The organism is Pyramidobacter sp. CG50-2 (assembly GCF_003612005.1).
GTDB lineage: Bacteria > Synergistota > Synergistia > Synergistales > Dethiosulfovibrionaceae > Pyramidobacter.
The window spans coordinates 71697-87776 of record NZ_RAWT01000003.1 but is presented as its reverse complement, the minus strand read 5'-3'; the positions used below and the strand labels follow the sequence as shown (position 1 = coordinate 87776).

16 protein-coding genes are annotated in these 16080 nt (G+C 61.1%); 2 read left to right on the top strand and 14 right to left on the bottom strand.

Going from position 1 to position 16080, the window contains the following annotated elements; translation table 11 throughout:
* Positions 1 to 354: 354 nt before the first annotated feature.
* The 11 genes from secF to D7D26_RS01280 all read right to left on the bottom strand — a co-directional run bounded on the left by secF (position 355) and on the right by D7D26_RS01280 (position 12141).
* Positions 355 to 1233 carry a protein translocase subunit SecF gene (gene secF, locus D7D26_RS01330; RefSeq protein WP_078015808.1) on the bottom strand — a complete coding sequence of 293 codons (879 nt, stop codon included), beginning with the start codon at positions 1231 to 1233 and terminating at the stop codon, positions 355 to 357.
* Positions 1234 to 1248: 15 nt separating this feature from the next.
* The gene (secD, locus tag D7D26_RS01325; RefSeq protein WP_078015809.1) at positions 1249 to 2652 is read right to left on the bottom strand and encodes a protein translocase subunit SecD; all 1404 of its coding nucleotides are present in this window, start codon (positions 2650 to 2652) and stop codon (positions 1249 to 1251) included.
* Between the two features lie 85 nt (positions 2653 to 2737).
* On the bottom strand, positions 2738 to 3187 hold the full coding sequence (yajC, locus tag D7D26_RS01320) for a preprotein translocase subunit YajC (RefSeq protein ID WP_078015810.1): 450 nt from the start codon (positions 3185 to 3187) through the stop codon (positions 2738 to 2740).
* A 96-nt stretch (positions 3188 to 3283) separates the two neighbouring features.
* Positions 3284 to 3955, bottom strand: a complete 672-nt coding sequence (locus D7D26_RS01315) for a redox-sensing transcriptional repressor Rex (RefSeq protein WP_199674637.1) — start codon at positions 3953 to 3955, stop codon at positions 3284 to 3286.
* A 16-nt stretch (positions 3956 to 3971) separates the two neighbouring features.
* Positions 3972 to 5252, bottom strand: a complete 1281-nt coding sequence (gene eno / locus D7D26_RS01310) for a phosphopyruvate hydratase (RefSeq protein ID WP_078015812.1) — start codon at positions 5250 to 5252, stop codon at positions 3972 to 3974.
* Positions 5253 to 5459: 207 nt separating this feature from the next.
* Entirely contained in the window at positions 5460 to 5756 is a 297-nt protein-coding gene (locus tag D7D26_RS01305; protein ID WP_078015848.1) for a S4 domain-containing protein, read from the bottom strand.
* Between the two features lie 88 nt (positions 5757 to 5844).
* Positions 5845 to 7584 carry a DNA primase gene (dnaG, locus tag D7D26_RS01300; RefSeq protein ID WP_120371714.1) on the bottom strand — a complete coding sequence of 580 codons (1740 nt, stop codon included), beginning with the start codon at positions 7582 to 7584 and terminating at the stop codon, positions 5845 to 5847.
* Between the two features lie 110 nt (positions 7585 to 7694).
* Complete coding sequence (locus D7D26_RS01295; RefSeq protein WP_120371713.1) at positions 7695 to 9773, bottom strand: sodium-translocating pyrophosphatase; 2079 nt, start codon at positions 9771 to 9773, stop codon at positions 7695 to 7697.
* A gap of 175 nt (positions 9774 to 9948) precedes the next feature.
* The gene (locus D7D26_RS01290) at positions 9949 to 11025 is read right to left on the bottom strand and encodes a M24 family metallopeptidase (RefSeq protein ID WP_120371712.1); all 1077 of its coding nucleotides are present in this window, start codon (positions 11023 to 11025) and stop codon (positions 9949 to 9951) included.
* Positions 11026 to 11113: 88 nt separating this feature from the next.
* Positions 11114 to 11389: a GNAT family N-acetyltransferase gene (locus D7D26_RS01285; RefSeq protein WP_199674635.1), complete on the bottom strand. Its 276-nt coding sequence runs from the start codon at positions 11387 to 11389 to the stop codon at positions 11114 to 11116.
* 197 nt (positions 11390 to 11586) lie between these two features.
* On the bottom strand, positions 11587 to 12141 hold the full coding sequence (locus tag D7D26_RS01280; protein WP_120371711.1) for a biotin transporter BioY: 555 nt from the start codon (positions 12139 to 12141) through the stop codon (positions 11587 to 11589).
* A 212-nt stretch (positions 12142 to 12353) separates the two neighbouring features.
* Between D7D26_RS01280 and D7D26_RS01275 the strand changes: the two genes are divergently transcribed.
* Positions 12354 to 13529: an alanyl-tRNA editing protein gene (locus D7D26_RS01275; RefSeq protein ID WP_199674634.1), complete on the top strand. Its 1176-nt coding sequence runs from the start codon at positions 12354 to 12356 to the stop codon at positions 13527 to 13529.
* 152 nt (positions 13530 to 13681) lie between these two features.
* Here the strand turns inward: D7D26_RS01275 and D7D26_RS01270 are convergent, their stop codons facing one another.
* From D7D26_RS01270 to D7D26_RS01260, 3 genes are all read right to left on the bottom strand, one after another.
* Complete coding sequence (locus tag D7D26_RS01270; RefSeq protein ID WP_158606216.1) at positions 13682 to 14182, bottom strand: arsenic metallochaperone ArsD family protein; 501 nt, start codon at positions 14180 to 14182, stop codon at positions 13682 to 13684.
* A gap of 98 nt (positions 14183 to 14280) precedes the next feature.
* A complete protein-coding gene (locus tag D7D26_RS01265; RefSeq protein WP_120371709.1) occupies positions 14281 to 15006 on the bottom strand; it encodes an HAD family hydrolase in 726 nt (241 codons plus the stop codon).
* A gap of 145 nt (positions 15007 to 15151) precedes the next feature.
* Positions 15152 to 15535, bottom strand: a complete 384-nt coding sequence (locus tag D7D26_RS01260; RefSeq protein WP_120371708.1) for an ArsR/SmtB family transcription factor — start codon at positions 15533 to 15535, stop codon at positions 15152 to 15154.
* Between the two features lie 187 nt (positions 15536 to 15722).
* On the opposite strand from D7D26_RS01260, the gene D7D26_RS01255 reads away from it, so the two are divergent.
* On the top strand, positions 15723 to 15941 hold the full coding sequence (locus D7D26_RS01255; RefSeq protein WP_120371707.1) for a cation transporter: 219 nt from the start codon (positions 15723 to 15725) through the stop codon (positions 15939 to 15941).
* The last annotated feature ends 139 nt before the right edge of the window (positions 15942 to 16080 follow it).

Genomic DNA, 16080 nt, shown 5'->3' with positions numbered 1-16080 from the left:
TTTCAGTTGAGGGTCACTTTTGTATGCTCTTTTTTCGGACAATTTCCTCGTAACAGCTTTTCATCCCCTTGAATTTGCTCCGTTAGCGCAATCTTGATCGTTATTATGTGTTCGTAATGACTGCTTGCTGCTTTTGTCCTGTCAAAGTAAATGCAACCCCGTCGCATTTACTTTGACGAGGTTGCATTTACTCTGAAAATTTACCGGCGAACCAATTTTCCCGTCCGTACGGGGATTCTCTTTCGTATCGCATTTTCTGCAGCGGCAAAAGCGCCGAACGAAATCCGCCGTCCCCGAAATTTTCAAACGAAAAAAACCCGTCCGGATCTTTCCGAACGGGTTTCGTTGTCTATGTTATTTTTCGGGAGAGAGCTCATGCCACAGGCACAGGATCGACGTCGTCACGCAGACGGAGCTGAAGCCGCCGACGACGATGCCCGCCATGATGGCCAGCGAAAAACCGGCCAGGACCGGACCGCCCCAGACGTAGAACGCCAGCACCGGGAAGAACGTGGTCAGCGACGTGTTGATCGTGCGGGCCAGCGTCTGGTTGATGGAATTGTCCAGCAGCTGCGGCATTCCCACCTTGGGCAGGCTGTGCCAGTTTTCGCGCACGCGGTCCAAAATGACGATGGTGTTGTTCAGCGAATAGCCGATCGTCGTCAGAATGGCGGCGATGAACGTCATGCCCAGCTCCACGCGCAGCAGGCTGAACAGGCCCAGCGTCAGCAGCGTGTCGTGGATCAGCGCCAGCACGCTGACCAGCGCGAAGCGGAAGCGGAAGCGGAGCGTGATGTACAGCAAAATGCCCGCCAGCGCGATCGTCGAGGCCAAAATGGCTTGGTTGCGCAGTTCCGATCCGACCGTGGGGCCGACCATTTCGAAGTTGACCAGCTTGACGCTGCCCGTATGGAGCGCGTCCACCGCCTTGATGATCTTGTCGCGCAGTTCAGCCGGCGTCAGCTCGCTGCTGCCCTGCAGACGGATCATCACGCCCTTGTCGCTGTACGACTGGATCACGGCGCTGCCGTAGCCGACTTTCGTCATGGCTTCGCGCACCTGGCCGACCTCGACCGCTTCGGGGAATTCGATCTGGAGCAGATTGCCGCCCGTGAAGTCGATGCCGAGGTTGAAGCCGCGGAACGCCACCAGCCCCAGACTGCCCAGCACGAAGAACGCCGCGATCGTCAGCCAGACCTTACGATAACGCATAAAAGGGATATTCGATCTCATTTTTCGCTCCGCTCCTTACTTGCGCGCCTGAAAGGTCTTGCTTCCGTAGTTCACCATGAGCTGCAGCATCACGCGGTTGACCACCAGCGCGCTGAAAAGGCTGGCGATGATGCCGAGCGTCAGCGTCATGGCGAAGCCGCGCAGAGGGCCGCTGCCGTAGTAATACAGAACGGCGGCGGCGATGACCGTGGTGATGTTGGAGTCGAGGATGGTCGTCAGCGCGTTGCTGAACCCCGAAGTCAGCGCCGCGTTGGGCGTTTTGCCGGCGCGCATTTCTTCCTTGATGCGCTCGAAGATCAGGATGTTGCTGTCTACGGCCATGCCGATGGTGAGGATGATGCCGGCGATGCCGGGCAACGTCAGCGTGGCCTTGAACGCCATCAGCAGGGCGAAGAGCACCAGCAGCGTCGTGCACAGCGACAGATCGGCCGTGACGCCCCACAGACGGTAGTAAACGAGCATGAAAAGGAACACGGCCGCCAGGCCGATCATGCCCGCATAAGCGCCGGCTTTGATCGAATCGGAACCCAGCGACGGGCCCACGGAACGGTTTTCGAGAATCGACACGTTCACGGGCAGAGCGCCGGCGCGGAGCATGACCGCCAACCCCTTGGCCTCTTCCACGGAGAAATGCCCCGTGATCTGCGCTTTGCCGCCGGAAATACGCTCGTTGACGCGGGGGGCCGAGATGACCGAGCCGTCGAGCACCATGGCCAATTGACGGCCGACGGTCGCCTCCGTCGCCTTTTCAAAAAGCTCCGAGCCAGTGCTGTTGAACTCGAGGGAAACGTCGGGACGTCCCAGCTGGTCGAAGCCGGACGTGGCGTTGCTCAGCTCGTTGCCCGTCAGCATCGGCCTGCCGAGCAGATAAATGGAACCGCTGTCGTCGCTGGCGACGATCTGTCCTTCTTCGCCCTTGAAGTCCTTGGCCTGCTCCATGGCCTTGGCCTGGCTCGCTTCGAGCTGAACCTTGTAATCGTTCCAGCGTTTGACGGCGGCGTTGAACTCTTCGTCGCTGTCGTAGTTCTTGCGCTCCGCCTGCGGCGGCAGGGGCGCGGCGCTGTAAAGCGTCTGCACCACTTCGCGGAATTCCAGCAAAGCGGTGCTGCCGATCAGTTTCAGAGCCGCCTGAGGGTCTTCCACGCCGGGAAGATCGACGATCATGCGGTCGGCGCCCTGCTTCTGCAGCGTCGGCTCAGTCAGGCCGTACTGATTCACTCGCTTCTCGAGCACCGTGCGCAGACGGTCAAGACTGTCGGGCGTCAACGGCACGTCCTTGGTGCCGCTGGCCTGAAGCACGATATGAGCGCCGCCGCGAAGGTCCAGGCCCAAATTCACTTTGCCGCGCAGAACCACCACAGCCGAAATTGCGATGACGGCCGCCATGAAAATCAGCCGCCAACGATCCTTTCTCAACATTTTTATACCTCCCAGAAGAAGTCATTCCTGCAATAAGCAAAAAAGAGGCGGACGAGGTAATCCATCCGCCCCAAGCAAAAATGCCTTATTGTTTGTCCTCGGCCGCGGGCGCTTCTTCGGGCGTGGCAGGTACGTCGGCTTTTGCGGCCTCTTCGGCCTTGGGAGCCGCCTTGGGCGCTTCGGGGTTGATCTTCGTGGAGATGGAGCTCTTCAGCACACGCGCCACAAGGCCTTCGGCGATCTCGATGATGACGCTGTCATCCTTCACTTCGCGGACGATGCCGAAGAAGCCCCCGGCGGTAATGACGCGGTCGCCGCGCTGCAAGCTGTTGACGAGGCTGTCGTGGGTCTTCTGACGTTTCTTCTGAGGACGAAGGATGAAGAAATAGAAGATCACCACGAAAATGATCAGCGGGAAAAACGCCTGCAACGCGCTGCCGCCCTGAGCAGCTGGAGCCGCCGCAGGAGCGTCGGCCGCAAAGGCCGCACCGGCCAAGAGAAGGGCGAAAAGCGAAGCGAACAGAGTCTTTTTCATGTACTGAAACCTCCTAAAAGTTTTTTCTCTCAACTAAAAACACGAGCCACATTTTAACATGCGAAGACACGTTTTTACAAATGGCGAGGCCGGAGCTCAAAAGCTCTGCTTTTTCTTCTGTTCAGAGGCTTTCAGCTTGAAAAGCAGCTTCTCCAGCTCGATGAAAATATCCACGTCTTTGACCTGAACGCCGGGAGGCGCCTGCAAGACCACGGCCGAAAAGTTGAGCACGCCCTCGATCTTCCCAGTGCCGACCGCTATGTCGAGCACTGCCTGAGCCGCCTGCGGCGGGACGGTCAGGATCAGCACGGTGATGTTCTTTTCCGCGATCACCCGCGGCAGGTCGTCGATATGATAGCAGAGTTTCCCGGCGTAGCTGCGCCCGACTTTGTCGGGGTTGGAGTCGAAAACAGCCGTCACCTCGTAGTTCTCGCTGAGGAACGAGCGGTGATTCAGCAGGGCTTCGCCCAGACGACCGATGCCTACCAGACCGATGCGCCACATTTCGAACGGCGCCAGGATGCCGGCCAGATCTTCCAGAAGACGGCCGACGTCGTAACCGACGCCTCGTTTGCCGAACTCGCCCAGATAGGACAGATCCTTGCGGACCTGGCTGGACTTCAGGCGCAGCATTTCGCCGATCTCCTTGGAAGAGACCACCGGCACGCCGTCGTCCACAAGGCGCATCAGCAGGCGCCGGTACGCGACAAGACGACCGACGGTCGGATCGGTGATCCGTTCTTTTTTCGACGGGATCAGGAATCCCATTTCGTTCACGCCCGTTTCATCTGGCGCAGCGGAAGGTGGACAGCCCGGCGTAGGGGGCTTCGCCTTCCAGCGCCTCCTCGATGCGAAGCAGCTGATTGTATTTGGCGATGCGGTCCATGCGGGCGGGGGCCCCCGTCTTGATCTGTCCGGCCGCGGTCGCCACCGCCAGATCGGCGATGAAGCTGTCGTCGGTCTCCCCGGAACGGTGCGACACGACCCAGCTGTAACCGGCATCACGAGCCATGCCGATGACGTCGAGCGTCTCGGAGACGGAGCCGATCTGATTCAGCTTGATCAGGATCGAGTTGCCCGCGCCGCTCTCGATTCCTTTGGCGAGACGTTCGGGATTGGTGACGAAAAGATCGTCGCCGACGAGCTGCACTTTGCCGCCCAGCTTTTCGGTGAGCAGCTTCCACCCCTCCCAGTCCTCCTCGTTCATGCCGTCCTCGATGGAGACGATCGGGAAGTCGGCGCAGAGCTGCGCGTAGTAATCGGCCAGTTCGGCGGCCGTGAAGTCGCGCCCTTCGCCCTTGAAGTGATACGTGCCCCCGGAGTACAGTTCGGAGATGGCCACGTCGCAGGCGATCGAGATCTGCGTGCCCGGTTCGTAGCCGGCCGCTTCGATCGCCTTGACAAGATATTCGAAACCCATGCGGTTGCTGGAGAAATTCGGGGCGAAGCCGCCCTCGTCTCCCAGCCCGGTGCTGAAGCCTTCTTTGACGAGAATCTTTTTCAGGGCGTGATACGTTTCCGCGCCCATGCGCAGGGCCTCGCGGAACGATTCGGCGCCGTGGGGGACGATCATGAACTCCTGAATGTCGAGGTTGTTGTCGGCGTGCGCGCCGCCGTTGATGACGTTCATCATCGGCGCAGGCAGCGTCTTGGCGTTCAGGCCGCCGACATAGTCCCACAGGGGCATGTCGTGATCCATGGCCGCAGCGCGGGTCACCGCCATGGAAACGCCGAGGATGGCGTTCGCGCCGAGACGCCCCTTGTTGGGCGTGCCGTCGAGATCGAGCATGACGCGGTCCACGGCGCGAAGATCGTCGGCGTCCATGCCGCAGATCTCGGGAGCGATCACGTCGTTGACGTTTTTGACGGCGTTCTGAACGCCCTTGCCGCCGTAACGGCTGCCGCCGTCGCGCAGTTCCACGGCTTCGAACGTTCCCGTGGAGGCGCCGGAAGGAACGCCGGCGCGCGCGATCTCGCCGGTCTCGAGGCCGACTTCGACCTCGACCGTAGGATTGCCGCGGGAATCCAGGATTTCTCTTGCATGTACGCCTACGATTGCGCTCATCTTAATTCAAACTCCTCTCAGAATTTTTTCGTGTACCGAAAACAAAAGCATCGCCGCAAAGAGGCGGGATTGTCAACTGTTAGGAAGAAAGGACAAACAGGAAAAAAACAGCGTCTGACACGGAAACGCCCGGCGGTTTACTTTCGGATACAATGCTCCGCGCAAAACAAAAAAGAGCGGCCGACCGTTCACGCGAGCCGCGGCATCTTAATGCCCGCCTGCGCTTCCTTCCCAAGGATTCTCGTCGGGTTCGACTCTCCGCTCGCCGCGCATCTCGCAGGCGACCGTACCGCGGCGGCGAAGCGCCGCTTCGTCGTCCACAAGGACGGCGGCCATAATGACGCGCCGGGGGAAAGCCACCTCGATCAGGTCCCCCGCTTTGACGTCGCTGGCCGGTTTGACCTTCCGGCCGTTGACGCGCACCGCGCCGACCTCGATCATTTCCTGCGCCGCGGTGCGGCGCTTCACCAGCTGCGAAAGCTTCAGGAACTTGTCCAGTCGAATCACGCGCATCGCCTCATTTCCGAAGATTACAACGATGTTTTATTATAGCAGTTTTTTCACAAAGTGTTCATCTTTCATGAGGAAGCTATTAACGTTTCAGTTCCGCGGCCAGAGCCCAGTACTCGGTCAGTTCCTCCGTCGAGGCTTCGCCGCGGAACATCATGGCTTTAAGTTGAATGTAGCGGGCCTGTTTGACTCGGCGTCCCTGATCGGAACTCAGTTTCTGCCATTTTTCCATGTCAGTGCCGGACAACGTGTCGCAGAACGAAGCGCCGCCGGAGATAGCCGACATGGGAAAATGATCTCCCATCTCCAGCCAGCGATGCTCAAGGCTTTCCGGCTGTTCGCCCGTCAGCAGCGCACCGGCGATGCCTTTGAGACGGGGGTCCTGAAACATGCGGATCACTTCCGCCACAGATGCCGACATACGCAGCTCGCGGCTGATCCAGAGCAGGTAAAGCAGCCCCGTCTCCGCCGGGTCGCAGTTTGACGGCGTTTCCGAATCGGCCGTTTCGGGCTCGAGCGGCTGCATGTCGCCGCCCAGGCTTTCTTCCGTACGAGGGCTGAGGCGGCGGCCGCGGCGCAGCCGATTCAGTTCCGATGCCAGCTGATAATCGGGCAGACCCACGGCGTGGCCGATCTCCTGCATATAAGGCGCCAGCTCCACGGCCGTCAGCTGCGCCATGCCTTCCAGCAGCTCTTCTGCCGCTTTGGCCTGACCTTCTTTTTCGGCCGCCGCCTTGAAAAGGCCGATGTGATGGAGCACCAGCGGCTTGGCGTCTTCCACCGCCTTGTCGAAGAGTTCCTCGCCGCCTTCGCTCTGCAGCATCTCGTCGGGATCCTTGCCGCCGGGGAACAGCACCACGAACACCTGAAGCCCGGCGCGCTGCAGAATGTACATGCCGCGCAGCGTCGCGTTCTGCCCGGCCGTGTCGGAGTCGTAGCAGATATAACATGTGTCGGCAAATCGTTTCAACAACGACGCCTGTTCTTCCGTCAGCGACGTGCCCAGCGAAGCGACGGTCTCCCTGTGACCGTGCATGTGCAGGCGGATGGCGTCCATGTAACCTTCGACGAGGATCGAACGTCCTTTTTCGCGGATCGCGCTCTTGGCCTTGTCCAGCAGATAAAGATTTTCCTTTTTGTTGTAGAGCGGCCCTTCCGGGCTGTTCAGGTATTTGGCGCCCTCGCCGTCGACGATGCGGCCGCCCAAAGCGATGGCGCGTCCGGACACGTTGCGGACAGGAAAGATCACGCGTCCGCGGAAGCGGTCGTAGCAGCCCTTTTCGCCCTGGATCACGAGCCCGCACTTGAGCAGCTGTTCCTGCGTGACGCCTTCGCGGCGCAGGGCGTCGTTCAGAGCCCGCCACGCCGACGGCGACCACCCCAGTTCGAAGGCGTCGGCATCCTTCGCGGACAGGTTGCGGCGGCTCAGATAGCCTTTGCCGACGGCGCCGGCCGCGCCTTTCAATTCGGCACGGTAAAAGTCGACGGCCATTTCCATGACCGCATAGAGATCCGTCGTCTGCCCGCGGTTTTTCCGCCGCGGGATCTCGATGCCGGCACGCCGCCCAAGATATTCGAGCGCTTCGGGAAAGCTCAGTCCTTCCTTTTCCATGACGAAACTGAAAACGTCGCCGCCCTTGCCGCAGCCGAAACAATGCCAGGTGCCGCGATCGGGCGAGACGATGAACGACGGCGTCTTCTCGTCGTGAAAAGGGCAAAGGCCGCTGTAATTACGTCCCTTTTTCACGAGCCGCACCGAATCGCCCACCAGTTCCACGATGTCGACGGCGTCCTTTATTTTCGCGACGATTTCGTCGGCCATGAGCGTTCACCTCTCAGATTTTGAAATCCGACAGAAAAAGCGGAGAGAGCTTTCGCGCCCTCCCCGCTTTTATTTTAGCTTTTTCTTTTCGTCCTGTCGAGAACGCGCCCTTACTTCATGATCAGAGGAGCGATGACGAGAGCCACGACGGTCATCAGCTTGATGAGAATGTTCAGGCTGGGGCCGGCGGTATCCTTGAAAGGATCGCCCACGGTGTCGCCGACGACGGCCGCCTTGTGGTTGGCGGAACCCTTGCCGCCGTGCACGCCCGATTCGATGTACTTCTTGGCGTTGTCCCAGGCGCCGCCGGCATTGGACATGTAAACGGCGAGCATGACGCCGGTGACGATGGCGCCGCCGAGCAGACCGCCCAGAGCCTCCGCGTCAAGAGCGAAGCCCACGACGACGGGAACGACGATAGCCAGCAGGCCGGGCACGATCATCTTATGCAGCGAAGCGTCGGTGGAAATGGCGACGCACTTTTTGTAGTCGGGCTTCTCGCTGTAATCCATGATGCCGGGGTGCTCCCTGAACTGACGGCGCACTTCCTCGACCATCTTGCCGGCGGCTTCCTGCACGGCAGCAATGGTCTGAGCGCTGAACAGGAAGGGCAGCATGCCGCCGAGGAACAGGCCGACCATGACGTGAGGATTGTTCAGATCGATCGACCTCAGGCCGGCCGCCTGAGCGTAGGCGGAGAACAGCGACAGCGCGGTGAGGGCGGCGGAACCGATCGCCAGTCCCTTGCCCATGGCGGCGGTGGTGTTGCCCACGGCGTCAAGTTTGTCGGTGATATTGCGGACGCCTTCGGGCAATTCGGACATCTCGGCGATGCCGCCGGCGTTGTCGGAGATGGGGCCGTAAGCGTCGACGCTGAGGCTCATGCCGGTGATGGAAAGCATGCCCACGGCGGAACAGGCCACGCCGTACAATCCGCTGAAGAAATAGCTGATCAGCGTCGCGGCGCAGATCAGGAGCACGGGAATCACCGTGGAGGTCATGCCCAGAGAAATGCCGCCGAGGATAACGGTCGCAGGACCGGTCTCGGTCGTGCCGGCCAGCTTCTGCACCGGTTTGTAATCGGCAGAGGTGTAATACTCGGTGATCATGCCGATGGCCACGCCGGCCACAACGCCGGAAACCACGGCGAAGAAGATCTTGATGTCCTGAAGCAGGACCAGCGAGAGGATCAACGCGCCGACGATCTCGATGATGCCGGTGATGTAGGTGCCCAGACTCAGAGCCTTGGCGGGATCCGTCGCGTTGCCCGTCTGCATGAACTTGAACAGATACTTGCTGGCGAACTGCCCCATCTTGCTGTCGTTCTCCTCGGCCAGGCTGCCGGTGACGCAGGCCGAACCGAAGATCGCCGCGGCGATGCCCAGAGCCGCCAGCGCCAGAGGATAGAGCACGCCCATCAGGCCAAGCGGGGCGCTGTCGCCGGCCATCGTGGTCACAAAGCCGACGGCCATAGCGGCGATGATGGAGTTGACGTAGGACTCGAACAGGTCAGCCCCCATGCCGGCGATGTCGCCGACGTTGTCGCCGACGTTGTCGGCGATGGTCGCTGGGTTGCGGGGATCGTCCTCGGGGATACCGGCTTCAACCTTACCCACAAGGTCGGCGCCGACATCGGCGGCCTTGGTGTAGATACCGCCGCCGACGCGGGCAAACAGCGCGATGGACGAAGCGCCAAGGCCGAAGCTGGTGATGACGTTCGCATCGCGGAACAACACGTAGGAAAGCACCACACCGGCCAGACCGACGCCGACCACGGTCATGCCCATGACGGAACCGCCGCGGAAGGCGACGCCCAGCGCGTCGTTCATGCTCTTGGTCGCCATGAAGGTCGTGCGGCCGTTGGAACGGGTAGCGACGATCATGCCGCAGTAGCCGGTCAGAGCGCTGCACAGCGCGCCGAAGACGAAGCACACGCCCGAGGGAATGCTCAGGAACGTGCACAGCAGAGCGCCGACGACGACGACAAACGGCGCGAGCCATTTGTATTCGCTGTTGAGAAACGCCATCGCGCCCTCGTGAATGATGTCGGAAAGCTCAGACACCTTTTTGTGCTCTTCGTCGACGGCGATGTTCTTGACGAAACCGTAGGTAAAGAACGCGTACCCCAGAGCGAGCACGGCGCTGCCGAGCACGACCAGCAGCAGTACCCAAAACAGAAACGATACCATTACGCAGACCTCCTTAGAAATTGAGAACCACTCTTTTTAGAGCCGTTGTATCTTCCATAAAAGCCTGATTATTATATGCGCCGCACTGACGAATTACAAGCGATAAAAAACTTTTTCCGCACAGCAGAGAGGGCGAAACGATTTTTATTCTCGCCCCCCCGGCGCGGCGTCGGCGTCATTCGATGATCTGAAGCTCCTTGGGAACCTGATTGAGGATGCGCACGCCCGTTTCGGTGATCAGACACAGATCTTCGATGCGCACGCCCGTCTCGCCGGGAAGATAGATGCCCGGCTCGCAGGAAAAGACGTTGCCCGGTCTGACCTGTTCCGTATTGGCGCTGCTCACATCGCCCCATTCGTGCCCCTGCTGGCCGATGGAATGCCCGAGACGGTGCGTGAAGTACGGTCCGTATCCGGCGTCGGCGATGATCTTGCGGGCGATGCCGTCTAAGTCGCAGTAGCGCACGCCGGGTTTCATCGCCGCTTCCGCAGCCTCGTTGGCGCGGCGCGTGATCTCGTAGATTTCGCGGTCCTTGGCGCTCGCCGTCTTGAAGTAATAGGTGCGCGTCATGTCGGAACAATAGCCGTCTTTGATGCAGCCGATGTCGAAGAGCACGCACTGCCCCGGCTTCAGCACGGTGCCGTCGGGCGAATGGTGCGGATCGGCGGCGTTGGCGCCGAAGCTGACGATCGACGGGAACGACAGGCCGTCGGCGCCCAGCTCGCGATAGATACCGGCCAGTTCGTCGGCCAGTTCGATCTCCGTCACGCCTTCGCGGACGCGTTCGCGAAGGGCCAGCATGGCCTGATCGTTCATCTGCGAGGCGCGCGTCATCAGGGCGATCTCCTCGGCGTCCTTGCAGGCGCGCACACGGTCCACGCAGGGGGAAGCGTTCACGTAGCCGGCAGCGGCGTCCGCCTGCTGAAGTTCAAGCAAGAACTCGGCGGGCATTTTTTTGTCCACGCCCAGCGGCCGGGAACGGTCGATCAGGGGCAGGGCCTTGAGCGCGCCGCGCTCGGTATCGTCGTAGGGAACGATGTTTTCCGCCGCCACGTGGGGGGCGAAGAACAGCCGGTTCAAAAACAGCGCCGGTTTCTGCCCCTCGCGCAGCAGGAGCGCCAGAAAGCGCTCGCCGGGGCGGAAGTCGTCGCCGGTCACGTAGGTCAGCGAGAAAGGATCGCTCAACAGGGCCTGCGTGAGCCCCGCATCTCTCAGACTGGCCATGATCTTGTCGATTCGCCGTTGATTCATGATTCCTCTTTAACCTCCTCGGGGCTCTCCGGCCCGAAAGACCTTCTCCGCACGCCCGGCCGTCAGGGCGTCGTCCGTAAGCCGCGCCTTATCCCCTGACAGAGCCGTACTCCGTCGTCTTCTCAAACTGGCGGAGCACATACGAACAGGTCGGCACGATTTTGACGCCGCGCTCACGAGCCGCCCGGACCAGTTCGTTCACCAGGCGCGCGGCGATGCCCTGCCCGCCATAGACGGGCTCGACTTCAGTATGGTACGCGGTCCAAACTGCGCCGTCTTCGGCATAGGCGCACAGCCCTACGCACGTTTCGCCGTCGTAGGCGGCGGTGCGTTTTCTCGTTTCTTCAAAGACAATTTCGATCACGGCGCTGCCCCCTTTCCATCGCGCATGACGTCATTGTATCATGAAGTTTTTTTGCGGGAAAGGCGCGACGATTCCGCGATCCTGTTCCAAAAAGAAACATTTCCGTTGGCCGGCAGGCAATGTTCCACGTGGAACATCAATACCGCACAACGCCTGACGGCGGTTGAGCCGTCAGGCGTTGTGCGGTATTCTGAATCTCAGCGTTCCTCGGACTTTTCCTCCGTCCCGGCGGCGCGCAGACGGCGGCGCAGCCCCCGGCCGAGCAGGATCGCCAACACGATCTTCAGCGCGTCGACGGGAATGAACGGATAAACCGCCGCGGCCATGCACCGGTCGAAACCGAGATTGGCGACTTTCGACAGCCACGCCGCGCCGAACAGATAGAGCACGGCCAGCCCCAGCAGCATGCCGGCGAACTGCGCGGCGACGCGTTCCGAGCGGTCGATGAACCAGCCGCTGATCGCCGCCAGCGGGATGAAACCGACGAGGAAGCCGCCCGTCGGCCCGAGCAGTTTGCCCGCTCCGCCGGCAAATCCCGAAAACACGGGCAGCCCGACAAAACCGATCAACAGGTAGAGGACGACGGCCAAGGTACCGCGCCGCGCGCCGAGCGCATACACCGAAAGGTAGACCACGAACACCTGAAAGGAAAAAGGGATCGGCCCGACGGGCACCGACAGCGGCCCGAGCACGCACATCAGCGCCGTCATCGCCGCGACCGCCGCCATGTTTCTGACATGATTCTTCTCCATTGTTATTGTCTTCACTCCGTCTCCGCGAAAATGTGCAGCGCCCCGATCATACGTCCGGCCGGATCAATTGTCAATCATAAATATATTAAATGGTGACAATTAATGAACAAGCCCCGATCTTTCGGCGCGGACGAAGCGTCTTGAGCGAAGGCGCGAAACGTGGCATAATTTGTCTCTGCGGAAGAAATCATTTTGATCGAAGAGGGTTTTCCATGGACGAGATGAACGAACTGTACTATCGGCTCCCCTACGTGAAGGAATTCGACGCCGTCGTCACCGGCTGCGTGCCCGGCAAAAGCGGCTTCGAAGTGACGCTCTCGCAGACCGCCTTTTACCCCGAAGGCGGCGGCCAGCTCGCCGACAGCGGCTCCATCGGCGAAGCGTCCGTCGGCGACACGCGCCGCCGCGGAGGCGACATCATCCATTACGCCGACCGGGCGCTGCAAGTCGGCAGCACTCAGCACTGCGTCATCGACTGGCAGAAGCGCTTCGATCACATGCAGGCCCATTCCGGCGAGCACATCGTCTCCGGCCTGATCCACAGGCGCTTCGGCTACGACAACGTCGGATTCCACATGGCCGCCGACAAAGTCACGGTCGATTTCAACGGACTGATCAGCGAAGAGCAGCTCGCCGAACTGGAGCGCGAAGCCAACGCCCGCGTTTACGACAACCTGCCCGTGCGCGTCGCGTTTCCTTCGCCGGAAGAACTGGCGGCGCTCGATTACCGCAGCAAGAAAGAACTGAGCGGCATCGTGCGCCTCGTCGAATTCCCCGGCGTCGACCTCTGCGCCTGCTGCGGCACCCACGTGGAGCGCACTGGCGAGATCGGCCTGATCAAGTTCGTCTCCATGGCCCGCTACAAGGGCGGCGTCCGTATCGAAATGCTCTGCGGCCGTCTCGCCATGCAGGACTACGCGCGCAAGAACGAGCAGGAGCGCGAGATCGGGCGCATTTTTTCCGCCAAGCCGTACGAGACCGTCGAAGCCGTGCGCCAGTACGTCGCCGCCGCCGAAGCGGCGGAAGCCCGCGCCTCCGAGCTGGCGCGCCGCTATTTCGAGCTGCGTGCCGCTCAGTTCCCCGCCGGCGGCGGGCTGCTGGTCAACTTCGAAGACGGTTTCAAGCCCGTCGAGCTGCGCAGGTTCTGCGACGCCCTCGTTGCCGGCGGCAAGGCGAAAACGGCGGCCGTCCTCTCCCCCGCCGAGAACAACGGCAAAAAAGGCTGGAACTACGTGATCTGCGCCGGCGACCCCGTGCTGCGCGACGCCGTCAAAACGCTCAACAAAGAGCTGAACGGCCGCGGCGGCGGCGACCCCACGCTCGTGCAGGGAACGTTCTTCGCCGGGCGCGCCGAGATCGAGCGCGCGCTCGAAGCGACTTTCCGGTGATCATGTGCCGAAAGAATCTCCATAGAACATTCCGAAAAAGAATCAGCGAGTGAAAACAAACAGGGAGCGCCTCCAGCCAAAAGACGGAGGCGCTCCCTGTTTGTCGCAAAAAATCTCCGCCGCCCGCTCAAAAGAACGGACAGCAGATCTTTCTAATGATGGCCGCAGCCGTGATGATGTCCGCGGCCATGCTCGCGCCCTTCGGCGCCGTCCGAGCAGCCGTCTTCGGCATAGTGTTCGTGACCGTGGCAGCCGCAGCCGTCGTGATGGCGGCGGCGTTCGTGCTCGTGTTCGCGACAGCTGCCGTTCCCGCCGCCGTGCGTTTCTTTCAGGTCCTCGACGTCGGCCCATTCGTACCCCAGCACCTCGGGCGGCAGCTCGAGCCAGTCGATCAGATCGACGTCGTCGGGATAGCGCCCGGCGATGACGACGACGCCGTCCACCAGCACGACGGGCAGACGCTCCGCGCCGAACACTTTCAGGTACTGCGCGGCGGCGGGATTCGCCTCGAACGCCTCCGGCTCTTCGGCCAAGTCGTGGCGTTCCCATTCGACGCCCTGATGCGTCAGCACGTCCAGCGACTGAGCCAGATCGGCCAGATCCTGTTCGTCGTCCCACTCGGCCGCGGCTTCGTAAATGGCCAGTTTGCGCATGATTGGTTCCTCCTTCTGCTGAAATATCATTCGGGAAAAGTTTAGCGCTGACAGCCGCATCTTACCATAAAGCGGCGTTTCTTACGAACGGCAAGGAATCACTCCACCGTTTCCCGTTTTAGAATCTCGATCGCCGCGCCGTAGTCGCGGAGGCGGTAATCGGCGAGGACGTCGATGCGGGCGCGATCGGCGTCGGCGTAGCGGTCGTAGACGGCGGCGGCTTCGATGCCGGCGTTACGGGCCGATTCGACGCCGATCAGCGAATCCTCGAAGATCAGGCACTCGTCAGGCGCCGCGCCGAGGTCGCCGAGGATACGAAAGTACACTTCCGGGTCGGGCTTCATCGCGCGCACGTCCTCGCGCGCGTAGACGGGGCTGAAATACTCGTCGAGCGGCGCTTTGGCGAGCATGTTGCGGTTGACGGTGCGGTAAATATCGACGGTGCCGCGGCGCGTCGCGGTGGCGATGGCAAGCCGGAAGCCGCGCGCCTTCAGCGCCTTGACGAACTCGTCGGCGCGCGGCTTGTAATCGACGACGTTTTCGAGGAAATCGCGGGCGATGCGGTAGCGCCGGCTGTGGATCTCGTCCGCCGTCAGCGGCGAAGCGTACTTTTCCTTTAAATAAGCGCAGTAGTCGCCGTACGGGTCGGAACTGGCAGCGCGCTCCCGCAGCAGGGCGTCGCGCTGCCGCTGCAGATCGCCGCCGTCCCGCTCGCCGCCGCCGATCTGCTTCACCAGCTCGACGTCCACGGCGTTCCACACGCCCACCGAGTCGATCAGCGTGCCGTCCAGATCGAAGATGATCGCTTTTTTCCTGTCGAACATTCCTGCCGCCTCCCCGAAGTTCTTCCGAAACCGCTTCGATTGTACCAGAAAAACCGTCCGCGTTCCCCCGCGTCTTCGCGCTTCGGCACGACGGCGGAAAAAACGGAGAGCCGCGGAGCGTTTCCGCTCCGCGGCTCTCCGTTTTTTACCCGTTCCCGCCGCGACGCCGCGCGCAGGGGCAGGCCATGGACATCAGCTCCTCGATGGCGCGGTGCAGCATCGCCGCCGTCTCGGAAGCGGCGGCTTTGTAATAGACTTCCTTGCCCTCGCGGCGGCTGACGATCAGCCCCGCGCTCTTGAGCGAGCGCAGATGGTGAGACACGGCTGGGCTGGACATCTCCATCAGCGCGGAAATGTTGATCACGCACTCTTCGCCGTGGCACAGCAGCCAGAAGATGCGCACGCGCGTGGCGTCGCCGAGCTGTTTGAACACGTCGGCGACAGTCTGAAATTCCTCTACGGACGGCGCTCCGGCGCAGAACTCCTCGACGGGCTGGCCGTGCCGGTGCGGCAGATGGACTGGCGGCATGGAATCGCCTCCTTTTCTTCATTCTATTTACCATAAAAATTCGCCGCTGAAAAGCTCCCGCGGCGAATCTTTTTTCCGCGTCTCCGGCTGAGGGTTGACAGGATCGCCGCGTCGGGATAAAATCTCATTAACGAATAAGCATTTGTTTAATCGTTTATCTCACCTCATCGAAAAGGAGCCGCCGACCATGAAAAAGAGCTACAAGATCGAAGTGGACTGCGCCAACTGCGCCAACAAGATGGAGCAGGCCGCCAAGGGCACGCCCGGCGTCAAAGACGTCAGCGTCAACTTCATGCTGCTGAAAATGAACGTAGAGTTCGAGGACGGCCAGGATCCCCGGACCGTCATGCCCGAAGTGCTGAAAAGCTGCAAAAAAGTCGAGGACGACTGCGAGATCTTCTTTTGACCGTCCGCCGCGCCCTTCACGCCGAAAACGATTTTCCGCAAAGGGCGTTTGGGGCCGCGCCACGCCTCAGCGCGCGATATAAATCGAATCGCCTTTCCCGCGCCGTCTCGCGGCGGAAAGTTTTGTGGAGGAATATGCC